This window comes from Myxococcus eversor, assembly GCF_010894455.1.
GTDB classification, from domain to species: domain Bacteria; phylum Myxococcota; class Myxococcia; order Myxococcales; family Myxococcaceae; genus Myxococcus; species Myxococcus eversor.
In genome coordinates, this window is record NZ_JAAIXY010000008.1 from 49,149 (window position 1) to 72,999 (window position 23,851).

Sequence of the window (23,851 nt, forward strand, 5' to 3'; positions counted from 1 at the left end):
CATGCGAAGGGCCCTGGAGACGATGAAGGTCTCCAGGGCCCGGCTCATGACATGGATGTGGGTGCGCGGGAAGCGCCGAATGCCGTACCCGCGACTAAGGCTTGGGCGTGGACGGCGTCCACTCGACCTTCAGGTGGCGCATCTGGCGCAGGACGATGCTCTGCCAGGTGCCATGGTCCTGTCCCTGCACCATGCGCGGGTCCTCCAGGGCGTCCAGGAGGATGTTGGTGGTGATTTGGGCCTGGAGCCGGGCCAGGGGCGCGCCCAGGCAGAAGTGCGTGCCACGGCCGTAGGTGAGGTGCTGGGGCGGCTTCTCGCGGTCCACGTCGAGCTTGTTGGAGTGCGGGCAGAGCGACTCGTCCCGGCTGCCGGCGGCGTACAGCATGAGGAGCCGTGAGCCCGCGGGGAGCTTGATGCCGCCCACCTCCACGTCCTCCAGGGCGGTGCGAATCATCGCGTGCTGGACGGAGTCGTAGCGGCAGCCCTCCTCGATGAACTTGGGGACGAGCTCCCGGTTGTCGCGCAGGCGCTTCCACATGCCGTGCTCCAGCGCGAGCTTCCAGGTGTTCGCCATCATCGCCGTGGTGGACTCGTGGCCGGCGGACAGGAAGGACGCGCCAATGGCCATCACCAGCTCGTGCACCGTCAGCGCCTCGCCGTTCGCCTCGACTTCGACGAGGTAGCTGGTGAGGTCCTCCTGGGGCTCCTCGCGGCGCGCCTCGATGAGCTGGACGCAGTACTTCTGGAACTCAATCACGCCTCGAGCCAGCTCCGGCTGCTTCTCCGGCGGCACGTGCTCGAAGGTGAGCTGCTGCCAGTCCGCGCTCCAGCGCTTGATCTTCCAGACGTCCTCCTGCGGCACGCCCATGACGCCGAGGATGACGTGGGCGGGCAGCGGGTACGCCAGCTGCTCCACCAGGTCCGCGTGGCCGTCCTGGGCGAAGCTGCCCACCATCTCTCGCGCCAGCTTCTCGATGAACGGCGCCATGCCGGCGATGCGCTGCGCGGTGAAGCCCCGGTTCATCAGCCTGCGCAGCCGGGTGTGGTCCGGCGGGTCCATGCCCAAGAGCACGTGGGCCAGCGGGAAGCCCTCGCCGAGGATGGCCTTCGCCTCCTCCGTCAGCGTCGTCCCGCTGAACAGCATGTCGCGGTTGGAGAAGCGCGCCGTGTCCTTGAGGACCTGGAGGATGTCGTCGTTGCGGCTCACCAACCACATGTTCAGCATCGGGTTGAAGCTGACCGGCTCCTCCTTGCGCAGCTTCTCGAAGAAGGGGTGGGGATTGTCGACGTGGGGTCCCGCGAAGGGGTTGTACTGCGCGCCCAGGTGAGGGCAGCGAGGCGCCGCGGGGGCATGGGCCGGAACACCGGTCTCTTCCTGCTTCTGAACCGTTACGGGCATGGACTCACTCGGCAGTTCGAGCGCGGGCCCCCCCAGCTCACTGCTCGGACAAGGGTTGGTTGAGGCATGGGGCACAGCCGGTTCCGGAGCCCGACTTGGAAAACCGGGCGCGATGGGGGCTCCAGAATGACCGCCTATACCTCAATTTCCAGTTATCGCACCAGTAGGGTGCGATTTTTTCAGTGAAACTGGCCTTGTGCGTCACTGGAGCGGCTCAGCGTCGGCCGGAGGGGCGTGATTTCAGGGGGTTGGCCGAAGGCGCAAATGTCGCATCGACTCGGACTCTGGGAAATCCAGTGGACACTTTGCGTGCGGGGAGCGCCTCGGAAGGGCTCAACCCGGTTACATGCGGGGCGGGACAGGAGAGGCGGCGGGGCCCCCGGAGGGGCCACCGCGATGGGTGAAGCGGATGGCGACGACGGCGGGAGTGAGGCCGCTTCAGCCGCTCTTGCGGACGTTGGCGCGGCGCTGCTGCTCCACCCAGGCGTGGGCCTCGGGCATCGTCTTGACGAACTCCGTCTTGAACTCCGACTTGCCCGTCAGGAACATGCCCAGCGAGATGACCTTGCCGAAGGTCTGCTGGACCATGTCCGCGCCGACATAGACGCAGCCCTTGAACCACTCCGCCTTGCTGTTGTCGGAGAGGTACCGGCGCGCTTCGGCCTGGAGCTGCGAGTTGCCGATATCGGCAATCATGTAATAGCCGCCGCTCTTGGCGACGTCGCCGTAGATTTCAACGGCCCGCTTCATGTCCTCCAGGTTCAGCATGCCGCTGAACACGGCGACCACCAGGTCTGGGGCCTCGTGGCGAATCTGGTGGGCACCGAACTTCCATTCCTGTTGCTGCATGGGCGCTCCCTTGGGCTGACCGCGCGAGCATACCGCCCAGGGCCACCGGGAGCGAGAATCCAGTCTTCCCTCCCAAACCAGGACTTTCAGCGGGGCCCGGGTCTGGAAGGAGACAGAGGGGGTCGGACTTCACACGACGGTGAGACGCGTCTCAGCCGGCCTTGCGTTGGGAGCGGGCGCGGTTCTGGAGGACCCAGGCGCGGGCGTCGTCGAGCGTCTTGACGAAGGTGGTCTCGAAGCTGGACTTGCCGGTGAAGAGCATGGCGAGGGAGATGGCCTTGCCGAAGGTCTGCTGGACGATGTCGGCGCCGACGTAGACGCAGCCCTTGAACCACTCGGAGCGGTTGTTCTCGGAGAGGTAGCGGCGGCCGGCGGCCTCAATCTGGGAGCGGCCGATTTCCGCGAGGATGTAGTAGGGGCCGAGGATGTCGTAGACCTCCTTGTAGATTTCGGAGGTGCGCTTCACGTCGTCCATGGTGATGGGACCCTCGAAGGTCGCCACCGCGATGTCTGGCGGCTCGATGCGAACCCGATGCGCGCCGTACTTCCACTCCCGAGGCTTCTCCGCCATTGCATCCCCCACCCAGAAGTCCTGCCTGTCAGAAGGATAACGCTCGTTCCTGGGGTGAAGGCAAACGGACGCACTGGGTTTGGTCCCTGGAGTTCCAGAGGGACGTTTTTCTCCAGATGGGCCCGAATTGCCCGGTGTGGCCTGGCCGCGAGGAGAAACAGGGTGTTGGGGTGAGAACCGTGGGCCGAAGCGCGGGTTGACGGTGGGGTGGGGGGCTGGAGACTGCCGGCACCCATGGTCCGCTCGTTCTTCGTCGTGCTCGTGTTGGGTGTCTGCGTGCTGTCGGTGGGGTGCCGGCGGAGTGGCGGCTCGGGCTCGGAGGATGGGCGTGACGGCGCGGGGGCCACGCGGCTGGTGCTGAAGTATCAGCCGCTGTGGGGACCTCCGGAGCCCTTCCGGGAGCTGCTCGCGGGCTTCGAGAAGGCCAACCCCGGGGTGAAGCTGGTCACCGAGGCGCTGCCGAACTCGTCGGACCTGGCGCACCAGTTCTTCCTCACGTCGTTGGAGGGTGGGGCGAAGGACTTCGACGTGCTGGTGGCGGACGTGGTGTGGGTGCCGGAGTTCGCGCGGGCGGGGTGGATAGCGGACCTGTCGGCGGAGTTCCCGCCGGAGCGGCTGCGCGAGGAGTTCCTGCCGGGGCCGGTGGAGGCCGTCGTCGTGGAGGGGCGGACGTACGCGGTGCCCTGGTACCTGGACGTGGGCGTCCTGTACTACCGCACGGACCTGGTGCCCCATGCGCCGCGCACGTACGCGGAGCTGGAGCGCTTCGCGTTGGACGCGAAGGCGAAGGTGCCGGGCATCCAGGGGTATGTGTGGCAGGGCCGCCAGTACGAGGGCTTGAGCTGCAATGTCTTTGAAGCGCTGTGGGGGCACGGCGGACACGCGATGGGGGAGAACGGGCGCGTGTTGCTGGAGACGGAGGCGGCGCGCGAGGCGCTCGCGTATCTGCGCGGGTTGCTGGTGAGTGGGGTGTCGCCGGAGACGGTGATGGGGTTTGGGGAGGAGGAGGCGCGGCGCATCTTCCAGGAGGGGCGCGCGGTGTTCATGCGCAACTGGCCGTATGCGTGGAGCGAGGCGCAGAAGGAGGGCTCGCCCATTCGCGGCAAGGTGGGGATGGCGCCGCTGCCCACGGTGAGTGGCGAGCCGGGATTTGGAACGCTGGGCGGGTATCAACTCGCCGTGAATGCGCATGTGTCGCCGGAGCGGCGGAAGCTGGCGGCGAAGCTCATCGCGCATCTGACGTCGCCGGAGGCGAACCTGGTGCTGGCGGTGCACTACGCGCGCAATCCGCCCAGGGCGGCGGTGTACGACGATGCGAGGTTGAAGGAGAGCTCGCCGTTCATCGCGGGCCTGCGGGAGATGGCGGAGCGCGCGAAGCCGAGGCCGGTGACGCCGTACTACAACCTGATTTCAGATGTGTTGCAGAGCGAGTTCTCCGCGGCGGTGGCGGGCCTGCGCTCGCCCGAGGAGTCGCTGAGGCGCGCGCAGAAGCAGGTGGACCATTTGATGGGGGAGGGGCGATGAGCGCGGGGGGCGGAGACGACGCGATGACGTCTCAGGTGCCAGGGCCGGTGGGCCCGGGGCGCGCGCGAGGCTCGCTGGAGCGGGAGCGGAGACAGGCGTACTGGTTGGTGGCGCCCGCGGTGCTGGTGCTCGCGGCGGTGGCGCTGTATCCGATTCTCGCGGCGGTGTGGCTGAGCCTGCACCGCTTCATCCTCGTCTTCGGTGAGCGGCGCTTCGTGGGGTTGGGGAACTACGCGTACCTGCTCGGGGACGCGCGGTTCTGGTCGGCGCTGGGGAACACGGCGTACTTCACGGGGGTGGCGGTGGGGGTGGAGTTGTTGCTCGCGGTGCCGCTGGCGCTGTTGCTACAGCGCGCGTTTCCGGGGCGAGGGTTGTTGCGCGCGGCGGTGCTGGTGCCGTGGGCGATTCCCACCGTGGTGAGCGCGCGGCTGTGGGCGTGGATGTTCAATCCGGACTACGGGCTCATCAATCGCCTGCTCCTGGGCAGTGACATCAACTGGCTGGGGGCGCCCGGGTATGCGTTGCACGCGGCCATCCTGGTGGACGTGTGGAAGACGACGCCCTTCGTGGCGCTGCTGGTGCTGGCGGGGCTGCAAGGCATTCCGGAGGACCTCTACAAGGCGGCGCGAGTGGATGGGGCGTCACCGTGGCGGACGTTCCGCTCCATCACCTTGCCGTTGTTGAAGCCGGCGTTGCTGCTGGCGGTGTTGTTCCGTTCGCTGGATGCGTTCCGGGTGTTTGATGCCATCTACGTGCTGACGGAGGGAGGGCCGGCGAACACGACGGAGACGCTGAGCATCTACGCGTACAAGACGCTGATGCGCTCGGGGGACTTCGGGTACGGGAGCACGCTGTCGGTGGCGACGTTCTTGTGCGTCGTCGTGCTGGCGGCGGTGTGGCTGCGCTTGCTGGGGCGGCAGGAGGAGGCGCGATGAAGCAGCGCGCGGGGCTGGGGACGGCGCTGGCGGTGGTGGCGTTCCTCACGTTCTTCCTGGGGCCGTTCTTCTGGCAGGTGCTGACGAGCCTGTGGCCGGATGGAGAGCTGACCCGTCCATGGCCTTCGCACCTGACGTTGGAGAACTACGTGAGCGTGTTGTGGGGGCGGCCGTTCCTGCGGGTGGTGTTGAACTCGCTGGTGGTGGCGGCGCTGACGACGGTGTTCTGTCTGGTGATTGGCTCGGCGGCGGCGTTCGCGCTGGCGAAGCTGGAGTTCCGAGGCAAGGGCCTGTTGTTGAGCGCGGCGCTGGCGGTGAGCATGTTTCCGCCGATTGCGACGGTGAGCCCGCTGTATCTCATCCTGCGAGCGGTGGGGTTGCGAGACAGTCTGGTGGGGCTGGCGTTGCCCTATGCGACGTTCGCGATGCCGTTGACACTGTGGGTGCTGACGTCGTTCTTCCGGCAGCTCCCGGACGAGCTGTATCGAGCGGCGCGGGTGGATGGCTGCACGCCGTTCCAGGCGTTCCGCCGCGTGTTGTTGCCCCTGGCGGCGCCGGGGCTGGCGACGACGGCGATTCTGGTCTTCATCTTCGCGTGGAACGAGTTCCTGTTCGCGTTGACGTTCTTGACGACGCCGGAGAAGCGCACGGTGCCCGTGGCCATCAGCCTGTTCGCCAGCGAGTACCGCGAACCGTGGGGAGAGATTGCCGCGGCCTCCGTGGTGGCCACGCTGCCCCTGGTGGTGCTCACCGTGTTGTTCCAGCGGAGCATTGTGTCGGGACTCACGGCGGGGGCGGTGAAGGAGTAGGTTCTTCCTCCATCCCCATGAGTTGAAGCAGGCCCGCTCCGTCTGGTGCTCTCCTTGGGAACCTCGTCGGGCCTTCAGTGATGACGTGTCGGGAGGCCAATGGCCTCACGAACCGCTCGGAGGGCCGCATCCGGAGAAGTGAAGGCAAGGGAGATGAGCCGCGCCAGCTCCGATTCGTCCATGGCCGCGAGGCGCTGTTCCTCCTCGGGGGATACCGTGAGTTCCCGGCTGTGCGCGAAGGTGACGAGGGTTCGAGCGCGATCTCTGGTCCGTTCGAGAGCTCGTTCCTGTGCGCGCAGTTCTTCCCAGAAAGGTGAGTCCATCATGATGCTCCTCAAGGACTGGCTGAGATGGTGACTGCCGAAGCGGCGTGACGTAAGGGTACCCAGGACGACGAGCAAATCCAGCCTCTCCTGCGACGAGAGGTCCGTGGCTTGTCGCAAGCGTTCCTCGGCCCAGGTCGCGCGCTCGGGCCCCGCTCGTGCATCCAGGACGGAGAGCGGCACGAGTCCGGTGGCCGCCTGGAGGGCCGGCTGGGAGAAATCCACCTCCCAAAGCCTGACAACCAAGAAATCAAAGGCAAGCACCTGCCGGCCGCGACAGCGGACGAGGTAGGGCGGACGAACACCTTCCGCCTCCGGCACGACGAGGAGGACCACGGGCAACACCGGCAGCCCTTCACGCAGATGGATGCGCACCGTGTAATCCAGGAACCTCCGGGCGAAGTCGGGGTCGGCCTGCGCCTGGATTTCCAGCTCCACCGCGAAGCGCTCCGAGGGGGCCTCGACGACCAGGATGGCGTCCGCGCGGCGCTCGGACTGCGGCAGGCTGGTGTCGGCGGCGTGCACGAAGGTTGGCGCGTCAGAACCGAAGAGGAGCAGGAGCAGGTGTTCCGGATGGTTCTGCACCAGGCGACGAAGCACGAGGTCGAAGTAGGGTCCCATGGGCTACTTGAAAGGTAGTCCATGGGTCTGAAATCCAAGAGGTAGGGGCCTCGCCGCGAGAACCCCTCCGTGACGTCAGTCCACGATGAACAGCTTCGCCCCAGTCTCAGTCGATGAGCGGTGGGCTCCGTCGTCATCCGCGACCTGGTAGCTCATCATCGGCCCGAGCACGAAACGCCGGCCGTCCTTCAACTCCGTGAGCAGCGTCCCCTCGAGCACGAGCAGGATGTGTCCCCGGCTGCACCAGTGGTCCGCCACGTACCCCTGTGTGTACTCAACGAGCCGGACCCGGATGTCTCCTGCTTGCAGCGTCCGCCAGAATGCCTTCCCAGTCGCCCCAGGGTGCTCCGTGGGTTGAAGCGTGCTCCAGTCCGTCGTGCAGAAGGGAATGTTCGAGATTTTCAGAGGAAGCTCCTTCGAGGAACCGGGCTCGCGCGACCTAATCGTTCAGCCAGTAAAGGCGACCGTTGCTCCTCAGTGCTCGCTCCAGAAACTCGTGGAACGAGCCGGCGATCTGACGGACTCCTCGCGAATACGTCTCATGGTACGCGTCGAGCATGGGGTAGGGGCCACCTGGCTGAGCTACATCAACGAGGACCCAATCGGAGTCCTGGCAATCCACCAGTGGAAAGTGGGACGCGGTCGCAACCGAGCCTTCATCTCGCTTTCGAAGGCGGAGGCACGCAAGCTGAATGTCCGAGAGAGAGAGAATGCTGTAGTTCGCCTCAGGCAGTGGCCTGAAGAGTTCCGCTCCGTCGCAGCGTAGGTAGAGCGCGCGCAGGTCGTCGTCGAGCTTCCAGCCCATCTTTGTCTAGAACGCCGCGATCTGCGTCAGCTTCGCGGCGGGGCGTGGGAAATGCGCGCGCGAGATTTCATCCAGCAGTTGTTCGAGTGTCATGGCTAATCGATGTACGGCCTGTCGGGTCCGACAGTGCTCCAGGGGCCACCCCGGACGTAGCAGGCCGGATACGCAAGATTGATGACGTCGTGGACGTCCTGCGGCACCGGAAGAACGTTCGATTGCGCAGTGGGATGGCCACCATGAAGCAAGTCAGGGATGTGGTGCCCTGGCCAGCTACGGCCGTCTGCTGTTCGTGGCCATGCTCCATACTCGGCGCCCCAGTCCGCACGGAATCCTTCGCGTGCGTTCTCCCACGTGCGCCGGCGGCTTGAGGCATCCGCCACCGCGGGGTAGTCACAGCGGCAATGGGTGATGGCGAGGCGGCCACCGCCCTTTGCTGGCAGGCCAAGAAAGCGTCCTGTCCAATCCCCCTTGAAATCAGCGAGCCAGATGCCGCCGAGCAAGGTGTGCCCTTGCGACGCGCATTGTCGCCCACATCGCGCCATCCACTGTGCGCTGCACTGCCAGGGTCCGTAGTGAACCGCAGCCCACGATTGAAAGCCCCAGGGCGATGGTGGCGATGCGTAGACGAGGACCCTGGAGTGGCATGCCCCGACGAGATAGCGCAGGCCCGTTCGACAGGGAAATAACCGCGGAGTCCGGCATCCAGAACCCACCGTCGATGCCGGGCGCCCCGCCCTCGACTACCGCGCGTCCAGCGCTCCCGCCCAGATATCCTTCACGCCACCGATATGGTCGAACGCGCAGTGCGCGGCTCCCGCGATGACGTTCTCCTCCAGCGGCACGGAGTATCCACGGTACGCCGTCACGCTGGCACGGATGTCCGTGAGGTACTCATCCTGGTCGCCGTACGAATAGAACAGCTTCGTCGGCCCACGCACCTCGGGCCGCGTGCTGTCCCAGTCCAGCGAGCCACTCCACGGCGCCTCTCCACCGCACCCCAGTGCATAGACACCGCGATAGCGATTGCCGTACTTCGGCAGGAAGCTCGCCGTGAGGAGCACCGCGCCACCTGAAGACCCGCCGAACAGGATGGGCTCGTTGTTGAGGTCCCATCGCTTGCGCAACGTATCGATGACCTCCGTCAGCGCCCGCGCGTTGTCACCCGCGGTATCCCGGTCCGCCTCCGTCGCGGTGTCCGAGCACGTCGTCAACGTGGGCTTCGTCCACCACGCGCACTTGTTCGGCGCGAGCGCTGACACATAGAGCGTGTCGTGGTCGAACGCCCACGGTGCCTGCAGGCGCGGCGCCGTGTTCCCCGTGTGCGCCCGCGCCCCGTCGCCATGCAGATAGATGGCCAGGTTCAACGGCACGGCGACGATGCCCGTGCGGGGCTCGACAATCTTCAACTCGACGCCCGCCACCTGCGCGACACAGAACGTATAGGTCTGGTTGTCGGCCACCACCGTGCCCGTGCTGTCACACGGCAGCTTCCCCGTGCCGTGCGAGCTGCCCGCATCCGGGAAGGGCTCCGCCCCCGCGTCCGAGCCCGCATCCGTTCCGGCATCCGAGCCCCCATCCGCGCCGTCGGGAATGCCCGCGTCCGCGCCTCCATCCGTCGTCGGCGGTACCGGGTCCGGGTCATCCGAGCAGGCAGCGAGGGACAGCGTGAGCAGGGCGGCGACGAGGAATCGATGCATGGGGTGTCTCGGGCGAAGGATGAACAGGACCCCAAACTACCGCGTCCCCGTCGCCCCAGACCGCTGTTCACCACCCCACGTTCCGCACAGCGAACGTCGCGACCTGGTGGGTTTCGATGGGTCTCCCAGAATTCTGGTGAGGCCATCTCTCGGGCGCTCACGCGGTGCGGGCTCCCCACCCAGACGCGGTGCGGGCAAGGCAGGCTTCGCCCGGCGTCGCTGCAAGCAGTTGCGCGGGGTCCATGCGAGTCCTTGGCATCCAATCAGGCAAGGCTGTCGGTCCTGAGCGCCTGTTTCCAGATAGGGCTCATTCCGCAACTATTCGCAGATCCAGGAAAGTTGGGACGTAACCCTGTGCCTGCCTTCTCGATAATAGGGTGTCAGTTCTGACGAAAAGGGGATTGTTCCATGGGCGGTCTGTCACCCACGGGTGGTGGTTCAGGCGCTTCGGGCGCGGCGGCGGCAGCGGAAGCAGCACGTCGCGCCGAGGAAGCTCGCCAGCGAGCGGAAGCAGCGCGCAAGGCAGCGGAGGCCGCGCGCAAGGCAGCGGAGGCCGCACGCAAGGCCGCTGAAGCCGCTCGTCAGGCGGCGGAGGCCGCGAAACGACAGCAAGCCGCCGCGCAGAAGGCCGCCGCGGACGCCCAGAAGAACGCGCGGAAGCCCGGGCAGAAACCCGAAGAGGCGCAGAGGACGAAGACGGAGGCCGCCAACGCGGAGAAGGCGAAGCAGGCCGCCGCGCGGAAGACCGCCGCCGCGGAGAAGCAGCTCCAGGCCGCCGAGGAGAAGGTCGCCCTCACCGCGAAGAAGGCCGAAGAGGCCATGGGCAAGGCGAACACCGCCGCCACCGAGGAGAAGAAGCCTCAGCCCTACACGCAGAAGGACATCGACGGCGTCAAGCCGAAGAAGAACGAGCTGGTCTCCGCCTTCGAGGGCACCAGCCGCAAGGCCGAGCTGGAGAAGCTGCTCGGCACCACCGCGCCGCCAAAGGCCGAGGCCCCCGCGCGGCAACCCGTCGCGGGCGAGAAGCCTCCCGAGGCGCTCAACGCGGTGGACGCCAAGGACGTCCAGGACGCCGCGAAGTTGAAGGACGGCCAGAAGTTCAAGGACCCGTCCTCCGGCGCGACGTACGACGTGAAGAAGAACGCCCTCACCGGCGAGACGCAGCTCTCCGACGCGAAGAGCGGCAACACCGTCACCATCAAACCGGACGGCAGCTACACCTCCACGGTGACGGCGAAGGACTCACCGAAGGAAGGTGGCACGCGCGAGACGACGTGGACGAAGTCCGCGGACGCCAAGGGCCAGACGACCAGCCTCGAGTCGCGCAAGAGCCAGTCGACGCAGAGCCCGGAGACGGGCCTCACCACCACCACGTCCACCACGAAGTACAACCCCGCCACGTCAGTGCCTCTGTCGCGCTCCGAAGAGGTGCGCATGGAGAAGGCCTCGGCGGCGCTGGTGGGACGGCCCGGCACGCCCCAGGGCCCGACGACGGTGACGACGGACACGGAGTTCAATGCGCAGGGCCTGCCCGCCAAGCAGGTGAAGAAGACGGAGATCCACACCCCGGGCTTCGATGGGAAGGCCGTGAGCGACTTCGAGGCGAAGCAGGGCAAGGCCCTGAACGACGCCTCCAAGGGCGAGGACCACCACGACACGAACCGGGACCCCACCTCCCTCAAGCCCGGCGAGTCCAGCCTCACGACGACGGAGGAGATTCGCTTCAACGCGAAGGGCGAGCCCGCCACCTCCACGCAGAAGACGGAGTCGGTGTCCACGCAGCCGCTCGCGTCGGACAAGAACGGCAACGGCGTGCAGGTGGCGCGCAGCCAGCAAGAAGTCACCTACGGGCCCAAGGACGCCGCGTCCACGGACTCGCTGCCCGCGCTCACCCGGCAGGCGCAGGGCCACATCACCAGCAACACCACCGTGACGGGGTATGACCCGGACGGCAGCCGCTTCGACGACGGCTACGCGAACCGGACGCAGACGTCGTTGAAGTCCTCCGGCACCGTGGGCCCCGACGGTCAGCTTCAGATGAAGCACGAGCCCACGGAGGTGAAGAGCCTCCAGGAGGCGGACGACAACCGTTGGAAGTACGACCACGTCAGCTTCGAGACGGGCGCCGACGGCAAGGTGGCGTCGGGCGCGAAGCCCAAGGAGCTCGACAAGGAGCGCCAGCTCCCCTGGTACCAGGACGCGAAGGACTTCGTCACCGAGGGCCTGAGTGACCTGGCGGGCATGGCGGGGGACTTCGCCAAGGACGCGCTGGGCTTCGCCAAGGACGTGGTGCTCAAGCCGATTGACTACGTCATCGACCAGGTGACCGCGCCCATCGAAGGCGCGGTGGCGGACGAAATCAAGAAGCTCAACAGCGCGGGCGACACGCTGACGTTGAGCGGCAACCTGGACGTCAAGGTCGGTCTCAAGGCCGGCATCGAGGGCGAGGTCGAGGTCGAGAAGACCGCCGACGGCAAGTACCAGCTCTCGGCCGAAGTGACGGGTGACGTGGGCGTGGGCCTGGTGGGCTCGGCGTCCCTGTCGGCCGGTGGCCGCATGGAGATGACGTTCGACACGCCGGAGGAAGCGGCGAAGGCGGCCGTCATCCTGGGCAAGGGGCCCGCGGCGCTGGCGTCCGGTGGCGAGGACCACAAGTTCCTCCTCGACCACCTGTCGGCCATGGAAGTGAACATCGGCGCGGAGGCGGAAGCGGGTCTCGGCGGCAAGTTCGGCCCGGCCAGCGCGGAGCTGTCCGCGAGCATCGGCGCGACGACGAGCTTCCGGGTGGAGTTCGAGAAGGGCAAGCCCACGAACCTGGTGCGCTCGCTCGAAATCGAGGGCTCCGGCGCGGCGAGCATCGCCGGCGGACTCAAGGGCAAGGCGGGCCTCAACCTCGGCGGGGAAATCACCGGCTCCGTGAGCTTGGAGACGAGCATTCCGCTGGACGCGAGCAAGCTGGACGCCAAGGACGTGCTGGCGTTCCTGGCGAGCCCGGGCACCGCGCCGTTCGCGGGACCCGCGGAGACGAGCATCTCCGTGGAGGGCTCGGTGGACGCGGGGCCGAAGGGGCAGTTCTTCACCGCGGAGATCAGCGGGCTGAAGGGTGAGCAGCTCCAGCAGGTGACGAAGAACCTGATGGACGGGAAGTTCGACACCGCCTTCGACGGCCTGGACGTGGACGCGAAGTTCACCACCGGTTCGTTCACGGACCGCGAGCTGGGCATCGGCGCGAAGCTGGGTGTGGTGGACTTCGAGCTCAACGCTCGGCACCGCGATGTCACGGCCGAAGGCGGCAGCGGCGGCGCCGGCACCACCGTCAGCCTCGGCGGCGGACGACGACGCCACGGCAGTGACGGCTCGAATGGTTCCAACGGCTCGAATGGTTCGAACGGAACCAACGGCTCCAATGGCACCAACGGTACGAACGGCACCAATGGTTCGAACGGAACCAACGGTTCGAACAAGCCGAAGCCGGGCACCACGACGACGAGCCCTGGCACTGACACTCGCACGGGTGCTCCGACGGGTGGCCCCGAGCAGACCGGGCGTCCTCCCGGGAACCGGGTGGAGAACAGGCCCACGACTCCCACCGAGTACCGGGTGAACCCGGCGACGGGGCAGTTGGTGCCCCTGCCTCCGACGGCGGCCCCCACGCGGCCCGAGGTGGGCACCGACAACACGGGACGTCCTCCCGTGCCCGTGGTGCGCAACCCGGAGCTCCAGGGCCGCACGACGCAGGTGCGCTACGACGACGGCAAGGTGCGCATCGAGGCGGGCCCGGATGCGACGAAGGAGGACATCCAGGCGCACATGGAGACGGCGCGCGTGCTCCAGCGCTACGAGGGCGCCACGGGCAAGGTGCGCCAGCTCATCGACAAGGTGAAGCAGGCCATCACCGGCATGCCCGGCTACGGCACCCAGGGCTTCGAGTCGCGGCTGGAGGTGCAGAAGCTCTCAGGCATCCTCAAGAACCTGGAGGCCACGCAGGCCAGCCTCAACGACGCGGTCTCTGGCGCGACGGGCAAGACCACGCCCGCGACGGCAGACCAGCTCAAGGACCTGGAGCAGCGCATCGCGAGCGTGGAGAACCAGCTGCGCACCCATGCCTCCCAGGTGGACTCGCTCACCTCGGGGCAGGGCCACGTGGACATGGTGGACGATGTCACGCGCCCCCCCGCGGAGCGGATTCAAACGGCGCTCCAGAACACGCCCGAGAAGCTCTACCCGCCCGCGTTGCGCGAGCAGTTCGCGAACGACACGCGGTTCCAGGAGACCTTCTCCAACATGACACCAGGAGAGCAGCAGCTCACGCTGGAGCGGCTCTCCACGCGGCGTTATACGCCCGAGCAGCTCACCACCGAGATGACCCGGCTGCGTGAGCAGCTCTCCACGGCGGCGGGCCCCATGAGCCAGGACGCCAGCCCGGAGCAGCGCACCTCCGAGCAGCGTGATGCCATCCTCAGGGACTTCCGGGAGGTGGGTGGCAAGCCTGGCCGCTATCAGACCTATGTCTCCGACTCGAACCTGGCGGCCAACCGCCAGCAGGTCTCCGCGATTCGCGACAACCTGAACGCCTTCAACCCCGACTCACTGATTGTCGTGGAGCGAGGTGGTGCGTTCCTGGGCGACGTCCTGACGCATGGCGACCCGGCGCTCGAGGCCAGGCGGACGACCATCGAGAAGGCCAAGGGCACCCAGCCCTACGACAAGATTCGCGAGGAGCTCGAGAGGAAGATCGCCAACGGGGAGACGCGCTTCGCCTTCGTGGATGCCTACATGGGTGGCGGCTTCGCCAACGGCCTCCAGAAGGTCATGGACGACGTGCGCAAGGCGCATCCCGACAAGAACCTGGAGTTCCGCGTCAACTGGATGCGCGAGGAACTTGGGTTCGAGGACCAGGTCCCGTCCATCGGGAGCGATGATGGTCGTCCGACGCTGCGGCTCCCGAGCTCCGGGTTGCCGGACTCGGGAAGCATCAGCCATCTGGAATTCAACGTGCCGCTCGTGATTGGAGATGATGCGCCCGCGCTTCAGAACACCCAGGTGCCAGGGGAGTCGATTAAGATATTCGACAAGGATGGTCGCCTGAAGGTCGTGAACCCACGGGAAGGTGAGAGCACTCGCGATTTGATCATCCGAGTGCTCAACGGAGAGGAGAGCTAGTTCATGGCGCTGGCATGCCGCGAGTATGTGACGCCCTATCGCGCGGGCACGAAGAAGGACGACTACGAGCGGCTCATGGCGCTCAAGCAGGCGCTCGACCCGCTGCTCAAGCAGCGCAAGAGCCTGCGCTTCAAGGCGAAGGCCTTCCACAAGGTGGAGGAGCTGGAGAACGAGCTGCTGGACCCGAAGGTCGTCCTGAAGGTCTCGGGAGGAGAGCTCCCGGTCATCTGGCTCAACCTCACGTATACGCCGGGAGACGTGTCCGCGGAGGCGCTCCAGCCGCTCGAGAAGCAGTTCAATCTGCGGCTGCTCGGTGAGTTCGTGGACGAGAAGGCCGTCTGATGTCGGGCGCATGAGCCCCCGGGAGGTTTCGGGGGCTCATCGCCGCGCGGCGCTCTCAGGTCCGACTCACGCTCCGCTCGCCGCCACCTCGTTCCACAGGCTCTCCCCTTCGAGCACCGTGTTCAGCGGTGCTCGCTTCAGGGCCACGTGCAGCAGCACCGCGGCGAGCTGGTCCAGGTGGATGGGGCGCAGGCCGCCCATCAGCGGCAGCTTCGCGAGCATGCGCAGCAGCGCGGGCGGGTGGTGGTACTCGCCCTCGAACGCGGGCGGGCGCACCACCGTCCAGGGGATGCCGCTCTCGCGCACCAGCCGCTCCGCTTCCGCCTTCGCCTTCAAGTACGCCCCCACCGGTCGGCCCGCGCCCACCGAGCTGAGCAGCACCAGGTGGTCCACCCCCGCGTGCTTCGCCGCCTCCACGAGCTGCCGCGTGGTGCCGATGTCGCTCGTCTCGTAGGTGTCTCCCGACGCGAAGCGCTTGCGCATCGTCCCGATGAGCTGGAGCACCGTGGTGCTGCCCTTCATCGCCTCCGCCAGCGGCTCGCCGCGCGCCAGCTCGACGACGGCCTTGCGCGGCCAGCTCTTCGCGGGCTCGGTGTCCGCGCTCTTGGGGCGCACATGTGCAATCAACGGCACGTCGCGCGCCAGGGCCTGCTTCACCACGTTGCGCCCCGTGGCGCCCGTGGCTCCGGCGACGAAGAGAAGGCGGGACGGCTGCGTCATGGCGGCGGCTCCAGCGTTGGGAAGAGAGGGCCCTCTTCAGCACACTGGAGGGTGGCTGCCCAGCCCGTCGGACGCGCTCAGCGCCGCGCCTGTCCGGTGTCGCCCACCTCGCGCGCGTGGGACAGGTCCTCCAGGAAGAAGGCCTCCATCTGCTTCGCGGCGTCCAGGTCCTCCATCACCAGCGAGCCCTCCTCCAGCACGTTGAAGGACAGCGGGTCGTAGTTGATGGAGCCCACCAGGACGAGCCGGTCATCCACGAGCATCGTCTTCGCGTGCATCATCGACGGCTGGTACTCCCACACGCGCACGCCCGCCTCCAGCAGCGCCTCATACGACGCCCGCTGCGCCACGGTGATGATTCCCTGGTCGTTGAGGTCCCCTGGCGCCAGCACGCGCACGTCCACGCCCGCGCGCGCCCGCTCCCGCAACAGCTCCGACAGCGGCCCGTTCGGCGTGAAGTACGACTGCGCAATCCACAGCCGCTTCGTCGCCGCGCGCACCATCAACTGCGTCAGCCGCTCCGCGCGCGTCACCTCCGGGTTCGCCGTGCTGCCCACGAAGGCCGCCCAGCCCGCGCCCGCGTCGTCCAGCCCCGGCACCGGTTGCGCCAGCGTGGGGAAGTCGCTCACGGGCAACAGCTCTCCCGTCGTCTCCTGCCAGTTCTCCGCGAACGCCTGCTGCATCTGCTCCACCACCGGGCCCACCACGCGCGCGTTCGTGTCGCGCCACTCCGACTCGCGCAGGCCCTCGCCCAGCCACTCGTCTTGAATCGCCAGCCCGCCGGTGACGCCCACCCGTCCATCCACGACGAGCAGCTTGCGGTGGTTGCGCGCCAGGTTCTCGTCCGCGGGCAGCGGTCGGAACAGGTGCGCCCGACAGCCCGCGGCTTCCAGGCGCGGCTTCACGTTCGTCTCGAAGCCCGCGCTGCCCAGGGGGTCCACGAGCACTCGACACGCCACCCCCGCGCGCGCCCGCTCGGCCATCGCCTCCACCAGCCGGTCCGATGCGCGCCCCGGTCGCCAGATGAACATGACCAGGTGCACGGAGGAGCGCGCGCGGCCAATCTCCTCCACCATGACGTCGAAGACCGTGCCGTTGTTGGCCCACGTCAGCCGGTTGCCCGGCGCCATGCGCACGCCGACCGTCTGATACAGCGCCACCGCGAAGTCCGGCCCGTGCGAGCCCACCTCACCCGTGAGCTGGAACGGCTTCGACCGCTCCTTCGTGCACGCGACGGGACACCCCGTCAGCACCGACGCCGCCACCACCCAGGCCACCCACCACCGCATGCGCCTTCGAGATAGGCACGCGCACCCCCTGGGTCATCCCGGAGGACGAGACAGATGTTCACCTGTGGATGTTTCAATCCACCTCGAATTCGGCAACCTGCCGGATGCGGAGCGCACTGTCCTGTGCGTAGCATCCGCCCGCCTTGGACACCCGCGAGCCTCTCGTCTTCCCCCAGAGCTTTGAAGGCCTCATCCGCGCGCTGGGAGACCAGCTCGATGAGCGCTGCATCGGCCGGCTCAAGCAGGTGGGCATCGACACGAAGGGGCGTCTGGCGCCCGCGTATCCGCTGGACGTGTGGCTGGGCGCGCTGAAGGTGGCCGCCGACACGCTGGCGCCGCAGATGCCGCTGGAGGAGGGCGCCGTCGTCGTGGGCCGCCGCTTCGTGGAGGGCTTCGGCTCCACGCTCATCGGCAGCGCGCTGCTCACCACCGTGCGCCTGTTGGGACCTGAACGGATGCTGGCGCGCATGACGCGCAACCTGCGCACGGGCACCAACTACCTGGAGGCCACGCTGGAGCCTCGGGGACCCGGGCACTACGCGCTCACCTGCCGGCCCGTGGTGGTGGCGGGCTTCTACGTGGGCCTGTTCCTCGCGGGACTGGAGGCGAGCGGCGCTCGTCACCCCTCCGTGCAGGTGGTCCGTCGACAGGGCGAGGAAGCGGTGTACGACATCGCCTGGAGCTGACCTGGGGTCGCCCGGCCGTGATAGTCAGCGGGGCGTCCATGTCCACGCCCTCGCCGTCCTCGTCCTCCGCGCAGTTCTCCGACACCCAGACCCAGCTGTCCGCCACGTTGCGGGCCCTGGCCGCGCGGCTGCCCGAGTCGCTCACCGTGCGCGAGCTGATGCAGTCATGCGGCGAGCAGGGCCTGCTGCTCTTCTGCTGCATCCTCACCTTCCCCTTCCTCCTGCCGGTCTCCGTGCCCGGCGTCTCCACCGTGTTCGGCGCGCTCATCGTCCTCATCGGCGTGGGCGTGACGTTCAACCGCGTGCCCTGGCTGCCGCGCAGGCTGATGGACAAGAAGCTGGCGCGCGCATCGCTCCAGCCCGCGCTGGAGAAGGGCGCGGACGTCTTCACCAAGGTGGACCGCCTGAGCAAGCCGCGGCTGCTCGCGCTCACCCACGGCGCCAGCACCAACCGCTTCAACGGCTTCATGCTGTTCGTCGCCGGCGTGCTGCTGATGGCGCCGTTCGGCCTCGTGCCGTTCAGCAACACCCTGCCCGCGCTGGCCGCGCTGTTCTTCGCCATCGGCATTCTCCAGCGGGACGGTTACGCCATCCTGGCGGGCCATGGCATGACGCTGGGGACCATCGCCTACTTCGGCGCGCTCATCCTGGGCGCCATCCAGGGCGGCCGCGGCCTGGCGAGCCTCATCGGCCGCTGAACATTCCAGCAGGCGGGCCCTCCTATCCTGGGGGGTGGTGGGCAGGCCGTCCCGTGCCGGGTGTGTAACACCCCGTGTATCAGCCGGGGAAAGCAACCCCCCGGATAACCTGAATCTTCGTTATCATGACGGCGGGCGGCCCCCCGTACATGCGTTCAATCCCACTGGATGCGACACAGCCTCGGCTCGAGGACCCGGCACGCCGCCTCTTCGACGGCGAGGTCGTGGGTGGGCGCTACCGCATCTCCGACTTCCTGGGGCGGGGCGGCGCGGGAACGGTGTGGCGGGCGCAGGACCTGCTGAACGGCCCGGTCGCCATCAAGCGGCTGCACAAGACGGTGGAAGACCTGGTGAAGGCGCCGCCGGGTGAGAACACCCCGTCCTCCGCCGCGCGCCATGAGCTGGCGCTGTCACTGGCTCACGAGTTCCAGACGCTGGCCTCGGTGAGACATCCCCATGTCATCAGCGTGCTCGACTACGGCTTCGACGCCGAGCACCGGCCGTACCTGGCCATGGACCTGCTGGAGGATGCGCGGCACCTGGTGCAGGCGGGCACGAATCAGCCGCTCGACGTGCAGGTGGACCTGCTGGTGCAGACGCTCCAGGCGCTCGCGTACCTGCACCGCCGAGGCATCATCCACCGCGACCTCAAGCCCGCCAACGTGCTGGTGGCACGCGGGCAGGTGAAGGTGCTCGACTTCGGGCTCGCCGTGGGACGCGAGCAGGTGCACAGCGCGCAGCCGGGCGGCACGCCGGGCTATCTGGCCCCGGAGCTGTTCGAGGACCAGCCGCCCTCCGAGGTGACGGACCTCTTCAGCGTCGGCGCCATGGCGTGCCAGATGATTTTCGGACGGCTGCCCTTCGACGGGAAGGCTCCGCCCGCGCCCCCGGACTTCCCGGAGGCGCTGCACGAGGTGCTGGAGCGGCTCGTCTCCAAGGACTCGCGGCGCCGTCCTCGCGGCGCGGACGAGGTGATTGCCGCGCTGTGCGCCGCCACCCGTCGCCCCGTGCCGTCCGAGTCCGTCACCACGCGCGAGAGCTTCCTGCAGGCCGCGCGCTACGTGGGCCGCGCGCGCGAGCTGTCGCTGTTGTCCTCCGTGCTGGACGCGGCGCTCCTGGGGCGCGGCGGTGGGCTGCTGGTGGGCGGAGAGAGCGGGGTGGGCAAGTCGCGCCTGCTCGACGAGCTGCGGCCCCTGGCGCTGGTGCGCGGCGCGGTGGTGTTGCGCGGTCAGGCGGTGGCCGCGGGCGGCAGTCCGTATCAGGAGTGGCGGCCGGTGCTGCGCTGGCTGTCCATCCTCACGCCGCTGGATGACCGCGAGGCCAGCGTCCTCAAGCCGCTGGTGCCGGACCTGGAGGTCATCCTGGGGCGCGCGGTGCCGGACCCCGCGGAGCTGGGCGCGGAGATGGCGCAGGCGCGCCTGCTGCAAGTGGTGGAGGACATCTTCGCGCGGCTGACGCAGCCCACGGTGGTGCTCCTGGAGGACCTGCACTGGGCCCACGCGGAGTCACTGCTGTTGTTGTCTCGGCTCGCCGCTCGCGCCACGGGGTTGCCGTTGTTGCTGCTGGGCAGCTTCCGCGATGACGAGGCCCCCACGCTGCCCACGCAGCTGCCCGGGCTGGACGTGCTGCGGCTGCCTCGGCTGGACGCGGTGGAAATCTCCGTCCTCAGCGAGTCGATGATTGGCCCGGCGGGCAGCAGGCCGCACCTGGTGGAGTTGCTGCGCCGCGAGACGGAGGGCAATCCGTTCTTCCTGGTGGAGGTGGCGCGCGCGCTGGCGGAGGAGGCGGGCGGGCTGGACAGGCTGGGCGACATGCCGCTGCCGGAGCGCGTGTTCGCCGGTGGCGTGCGGCGGCTGGTGCGGCGGCGGCTGGAGAAGGTGTCCGCCAGCTCGCGGGACTTGCTGCGCGTGGCCGCCATCGTCGGGCGGCAGGTGGACGTGACGCTGCTCAGGCATGCGGCGCCGGGCGTGGACGTGGAGCGCTGGCTGTCGTACTGCGCGGCGGCGGCGGTGCTGGACGTGGCGGACGGGCACTGGCGCTTCGCGCACGACAAGCTGCGGGAGGGCGTGCTGGAGGAGCTGGCCGCCGCGGAGCGGCCCCTGTTGCACCGCCGGGTGGCGGAGGCGATGGAGGCGGCGTACCGCGATGGCTCCGAGCGCACGGCGGCGCTCTGCTACCACTGGGGTGAGGCGGGCGACTCCGCGCGCGAGGCGGCGTATGCGCAGCGCGCGGGTGAAGAGGCCCTGCGCGTCGGCGCCTGTCGCGAAGCGCTGCCCTTCCTCACGCGCGCGCTGGAGCGGGTGCCCGCGCGCGACTCGCTGCACCAGGGCCACCTGGAGGCGCTGCTGGCGGAGGCGCGCTTCCAGTTGGGAGAGCTGGCGGCGTTCCGGGGACACGCGGAGCGGGCGCTGCGGCACTTCGGCTGGCCGGTGCCCACCACGCGCCTGGGCTGGGCCGTGGGCACGCTGGTGCAGGTGGGGCTGCGGCTGGCGCAGAGCGCGCGCCCGGACGCATACGACGAGGAGACGGAGGAGCGGCGGCGGGTGCGCCGCGTCGCGGGCCGGCTGTTGATGCGGCTGACGGACGCGTTCATCTACGGGCAGGAGGCGCTGCCGGTGCTCTGGGCGGGCCTGCGCATGCTCAACCTGTGCGAGCCGGCGGGCGCGTCGTCGGAGCTGGCGCGTGGCTACACCAACATGGCGGTGGTGGCGGGCACGGTGCCGGTGCGCCCGGTGGCGGAGGCGTGGGTGGGGCGCGCGCGGGAGGTGGCCGAGCGCATGGGCAACCCCGCGGACCTGGCCTACGTGCTGTGTCGCAACGCCGTGTACTCGACGTACATGGCGCGGTGGGCGGAGGTGGAGGCGTGGCTGGAGCGGGCCATCGGCATCGTCGACTCCGTCGGCGACATGCGGCTGGCGGAGGAGTGCCGCGCGCTGCTCACCGTGGTGTCCTGCTACCAGGGGAAGTTCCACAAGGGATTGCCGCTGATGGACTGGCTGGAGCACTCGGCGCGCCGTCGCGGGGCGCTCCAGACGCAGCATTGGGCGCTGCACTACCAGGGCTACATCCACCTGCGGTTGGGGGAGCACGCGCGCTCGCGCGCGTCCCTGGAGCAGACGGTGGCCTGGACGGAGGCGCAGGGCGGCCTCACGGACCGCATCATCCTGGACGGCACGCTGGCGCTCTTGCGGCTGCGCGAAGGCGATGCGGCGGGCGCGCGGGTGGCGGCGGAGAAGGCGCTGGCGAAGCTGGTGGCGGGCAAGTCGGTGGCGCACTTCATCTACTTCCCCGTCACGGCGGTGGCGGAGGTGCTGCTCACGCTGTGGGAGCGCGAGGGTGGCCGCGACGTGTCGCTGATGGAGAACGCTCGGGCGGCGTGCCGCGCGGTGGAGGACTTCGCGCGGGTGTTCACCTTCGCGGAGCCCGCGGCGAAGCTGTGGCGCGGGTGCGAGGCGTGGCTGTCGGGTGACGCCCCCCGCGCGTATGCGGCGTGGCGCGAGTGTGTCGCCGTGGCGACGGCGAAGGAGACGGCGTACGAGGAGGCGCGCGCGCGGTTCGAGCTGGCCCGACACCTGCCCTCCGAGGACCCGGCGCGACGTCCGCATCTGACACGCGCGCTGGAGCGCTTCGAACAGATGGGCGCGCAAGACGACCTGGCCCTGGCGAGGGTGCTACAAAGTCCCGGTGCGTAGCGGATTGGAAGCGGGGGACGTCGCGTTGCTGGCCTGCCCGGCCTGCACGGGGACGCTGGTGTTCCACGGTCAGCAGGAGGAGGGTCGCCTGTCGTGGGGCTGGCTGCGCTGCGGAGGCTGTGGCGAGGCGTGGCCGGTGAAGCGGGGCCTCGCGCGGCTGTATCGCGAGGATGCGGTGCGCGGCACGGACCGGTTGATGCGCGTCATCTACGACGGGCTGCCCGCGCTGCATGACCCGCTGACGACGGTGCTGACGCCGCTGCTCCAGTCCGTCACCGAGTCGAAGATGCGCGCGGGCTACCTGCGCCGCCTGGAGCTGGGCGCCTTGCGTCCCACCGGGGATGGCGCGCCCCTGCGCATCCTGGAGGTGGGCGTGGGCGCGGGCGCGAACCTGCCGCTCATCCGCCGGGAGCTGGCCATGGGCCAGGAGGTGGAGGTCTGGGGCGTGGACCTGAGCGAGGGGATGCTGGAGCGTTGTCAGCGCCGGCTGCGCAAGGGGAGCTATCCGGGCGTGCGGCTGATGATGGCGGACGGGCACACGCTGCCGTTCCCCTCGGCCATGTTCGACCGGGTGCTGAGCGTGGGAGGCATTGGCGGCTATCGCGACCCGGCCGCGGGCCTGCGGGAGCTTGCGCGCGTGGCGAAGCCGGGTACGCCGGTGGTGGTGGTGGACGAGCAACTGGACGCGGCCCACCGCCCCTCGCTCTTCCAGCGCGCCGCGTTCCGCGCGCTGACCTTCTACACGCGCGACGCGCACTGTCCCCGGGAGCTTCTGCCCTCCCGCGCGATGGACGTGCTGGAGGAGCAGGTGTCGCCGTTCTTCTACTGCCTGCGCTTCCGGATGCCGGCCCTCGCGGTGGCCCCCGTCACGGGTTGAGCACCAAATCCAAGAGGCGCAGCGTCATGCCTCCCGAGTAGTCGATGGTGGCGCCGTTGAACCAGCCGGCCTCGTCGCCGGCGAGCACGCTGACGAAAGTCGCGACCTCCTCCAGCGTGCACATGCGTCCGGCGGGGTTCATCCGCGCGTGGGCCGCCTCCAGCCGCGCCAGGGCCTCGGGTGAGTACACGTGCTTCAGCGCGGGCGTGAGCACCGTGCCGAACTTGAGCAGGTTCACCCGGTGCCCCTGGCCGCCCAGCTCCATCGCCAGGTAGCGCACGTACATCTCCAACGCCGCCTTCGACGCGCTGATGAGCGCCGTGTTCGACAGGTGCGTCTCGTCCAGCGAGTTCTGCAACCCGAGCAGCCTCGCATCCGGCGCTAGCATGTCCCCGGCCACCAGCGCCTGCGCCCAGAACACGAACGAGTGCGCCATCGTGTCGAACGTCCTGCGCATGCGCCGCGCGTGGAGCCGGTCCTCGCCTTCCGACAGGAATCGCCCCACGGATGCACCTGCAATCGAGTGGACGAAGAGCTTCACCGAGCGCGGCCCCGCCACCTCGCGCAGGGCTTGCACGCCCGCCTCCGCCGCCTCGGGTGTGGAGGCGTCCGCCTGCCACAGGAGCGCGCGCCGCCCGGCCTCCTTCACCTGCCGCTCCACCTGCGCCGCGCTGTCCACGTAGCGGCCCCGGTGCACTCCGAACACGTCCAGCCCGGGCTTGCGCGCCACCGCGTTGGCAATCGCCGCGCCCGTGCCCGACGAGGCCCCCAGGATGAGCGCCCACTGCCGCCCTCCGGTGCCTCTCTCCTCCTCCGAGTCGCTCATCGCTCCACTGCCTTCCCTGCTTCGC

At 68.7% G+C, this 23,851-nt stretch carries 19 protein-coding genes; 9 read left to right on the forward strand and 10 right to left on the reverse strand.

All coding sequences use genetic code 11. The annotated features are described in order from the left end of the window. Positions 1–94: 94 nt before the first annotated feature. The 3 genes from G4D83_RS17560 to G4D83_RS17570 all read right to left on the reverse strand — a co-directional run bounded on the left by G4D83_RS17560 (position 95) and on the right by G4D83_RS17570 (position 2,819). Positions 95–1,399 (reverse strand): cytochrome P450, encoded by a 1,305-nt coding sequence (locus G4D83_RS17560; protein ID WP_163865925.1) that lies wholly within the window; start codon positions 1,397–1,399, stop codon positions 95–97. A gap of 438 nt (positions 1,400–1,837) precedes the next feature. Then, the gene (locus G4D83_RS17565) at positions 1,838–2,248 is read right to left on the reverse strand and encodes an STAS/SEC14 domain-containing protein (RefSeq protein WP_163865926.1); all 411 of its coding nucleotides are present in this window, start codon (positions 2,246–2,248) and stop codon (positions 1,838–1,840) included. A gap of 151 nt (positions 2,249–2,399) precedes the next feature. Continuing rightward, positions 2,400–2,819, reverse strand: coding sequence for a SpoIIAA family protein (locus tag G4D83_RS17570; protein ID WP_163865927.1), 420 nt, complete (start codon positions 2,817–2,819; stop codon positions 2,400–2,402). Between the two features lie 234 nt (positions 2,820–3,053). On the opposite strand from G4D83_RS17570, the gene G4D83_RS17575 reads away from it, so the two are divergent. Genes G4D83_RS17575 through G4D83_RS17585 form a run of 3 tightly spaced genes read left to right on the forward strand, consistent with a single transcriptional unit; the run spans position 3,054 to position 6,087 of the window. After that, positions 3,054–4,343: an ABC transporter substrate-binding protein gene (locus G4D83_RS17575; protein ID WP_163865928.1), complete on the forward strand. Its 1,290-nt coding sequence runs from the start codon at positions 3,054–3,056 to the stop codon at positions 4,341–4,343. 23 nt (positions 4,344–4,366) lie between these two features. Further along, a complete protein-coding gene (locus G4D83_RS17580; RefSeq protein ID WP_163865929.1) occupies positions 4,367–5,278 on the forward strand; it encodes an ABC transporter permease subunit in 912 nt (303 codons plus the stop codon). Further along, a complete protein-coding gene (locus G4D83_RS17585) occupies positions 5,275–6,087 on the forward strand; it encodes a carbohydrate ABC transporter permease (RefSeq protein ID WP_163865930.1) in 813 nt (270 codons plus the stop codon). Before G4D83_RS17580 ends, G4D83_RS17585 begins: the two co-directional genes overlap by 4 nt. 74 nt (positions 6,088–6,161) lie before the next feature. Here the strand turns inward: G4D83_RS17585 and G4D83_RS17590 are convergent, their stop codons facing one another. The 4 genes from G4D83_RS17590 to G4D83_RS17605 all read right to left on the reverse strand — a co-directional run bounded on the left by G4D83_RS17590 (position 6,162) and on the right by G4D83_RS17605 (position 9,533). After that, positions 6,162–7,031 carry an RpnC/YadD family protein gene (locus G4D83_RS17590; RefSeq protein WP_163865931.1) on the reverse strand — a complete coding sequence of 290 codons (870 nt, stop codon included), beginning with the start codon at positions 7,029–7,031 and terminating at the stop codon, positions 6,162–6,164. Between the two features lie 75 nt (positions 7,032–7,106). After that, the gene (locus G4D83_RS17595; RefSeq protein WP_338041928.1) at positions 7,107–7,475 is read right to left on the reverse strand and encodes a DHCW motif cupin fold protein; all 369 of its coding nucleotides are present in this window, start codon (positions 7,473–7,475) and stop codon (positions 7,107–7,109) included. After that, positions 7,471–7,836: an SMI1/KNR4 family protein gene (locus tag G4D83_RS17600; protein WP_240356383.1), complete on the reverse strand. Its 366-nt coding sequence runs from the start codon at positions 7,834–7,836 to the stop codon at positions 7,471–7,473. Before G4D83_RS17600 ends, G4D83_RS17595 begins: the two co-directional genes overlap by 5 nt. 740 nt (positions 7,837–8,576) lie before the next feature. Next, a complete protein-coding gene (locus G4D83_RS17605) occupies positions 8,577–9,533 on the reverse strand; it encodes an alpha/beta hydrolase (RefSeq protein ID WP_163865932.1) in 957 nt (318 codons plus the stop codon). 408 nt (positions 9,534–9,941) lie between these two features. On the opposite strand from G4D83_RS17605, the gene G4D83_RS17610 reads away from it, so the two are divergent. Together G4D83_RS17610 and G4D83_RS17615 are read left to right on the forward strand one after the other, a co-directional pair. Beyond that, complete coding sequence (locus tag G4D83_RS17610; RefSeq protein ID WP_163865933.1) at positions 9,942–14,696, forward strand: hypothetical protein; 4,755 nt, start codon at positions 9,942–9,944, stop codon at positions 14,694–14,696. Positions 14,697–14,699: 3 nt separating this feature from the next. Further along, positions 14,700–15,038: a hypothetical protein gene (locus G4D83_RS17615; protein ID WP_163865934.1), complete on the forward strand. Its 339-nt coding sequence runs from the start codon at positions 14,700–14,702 to the stop codon at positions 15,036–15,038. 66 nt (positions 15,039–15,104) lie between these two features. Here G4D83_RS17615 and G4D83_RS17620 read toward each other — a convergent pair whose 3' ends face one another. Then, positions 15,105–15,758, reverse strand: coding sequence for an SDR family oxidoreductase (locus tag G4D83_RS17620; protein ID WP_163865935.1), 654 nt, complete (start codon positions 15,756–15,758; stop codon positions 15,105–15,107). Positions 15,759–15,835: 77 nt separating this feature from the next. After that, positions 15,836–17,047 (reverse strand): phospholipase D-like domain-containing protein, encoded by a 1,212-nt coding sequence (locus G4D83_RS17625; protein WP_163865936.1) that lies wholly within the window; start codon positions 17,045–17,047, stop codon positions 15,836–15,838. Between the two features lie 143 nt (positions 17,048–17,190). Between G4D83_RS17625 and G4D83_RS17630 the strand changes: the two genes are divergently transcribed. From G4D83_RS17630 to G4D83_RS17645, 4 genes are all read left to right on the forward strand, one after another. Next, on the forward strand, positions 17,191–17,733 hold the full coding sequence (locus tag G4D83_RS17630; protein WP_163865937.1) for a DUF2378 family protein: 543 nt from the start codon (positions 17,191–17,193) through the stop codon (positions 17,731–17,733). Between the two features lie 38 nt (positions 17,734–17,771). Next, positions 17,772–18,431 (forward strand): exopolysaccharide biosynthesis protein, encoded by a 660-nt coding sequence (locus G4D83_RS17635; RefSeq protein WP_163865938.1) that lies wholly within the window; start codon positions 17,772–17,774, stop codon positions 18,429–18,431. A 149-nt stretch (positions 18,432–18,580) separates the two neighbouring features. Next, positions 18,581–22,123, forward strand: coding sequence for a serine/threonine-protein kinase (locus G4D83_RS17640; protein WP_163865939.1), 3,543 nt, complete (start codon positions 18,581–18,583; stop codon positions 22,121–22,123). Then, positions 22,116–23,000: a methyltransferase domain-containing protein gene (locus tag G4D83_RS17645; RefSeq protein WP_240356384.1), complete on the forward strand. Its 885-nt coding sequence runs from the start codon at positions 22,116–22,118 to the stop codon at positions 22,998–23,000. Before G4D83_RS17640 ends, G4D83_RS17645 begins: the two co-directional genes overlap by 8 nt. On the opposite strand, the gene G4D83_RS17650 is transcribed toward G4D83_RS17645, so the two are convergent. Beyond that, positions 22,990–23,826, reverse strand: a complete 837-nt coding sequence (locus tag G4D83_RS17650) for an SDR family NAD(P)-dependent oxidoreductase (RefSeq protein ID WP_163865940.1) — start codon at positions 23,824–23,826, stop codon at positions 22,990–22,992. The two genes, G4D83_RS17645 and G4D83_RS17650, sit on opposite strands and share 11 nt — an antisense overlap. Between the last annotated feature and the right edge of the window lie 25 nt (positions 23,827–23,851).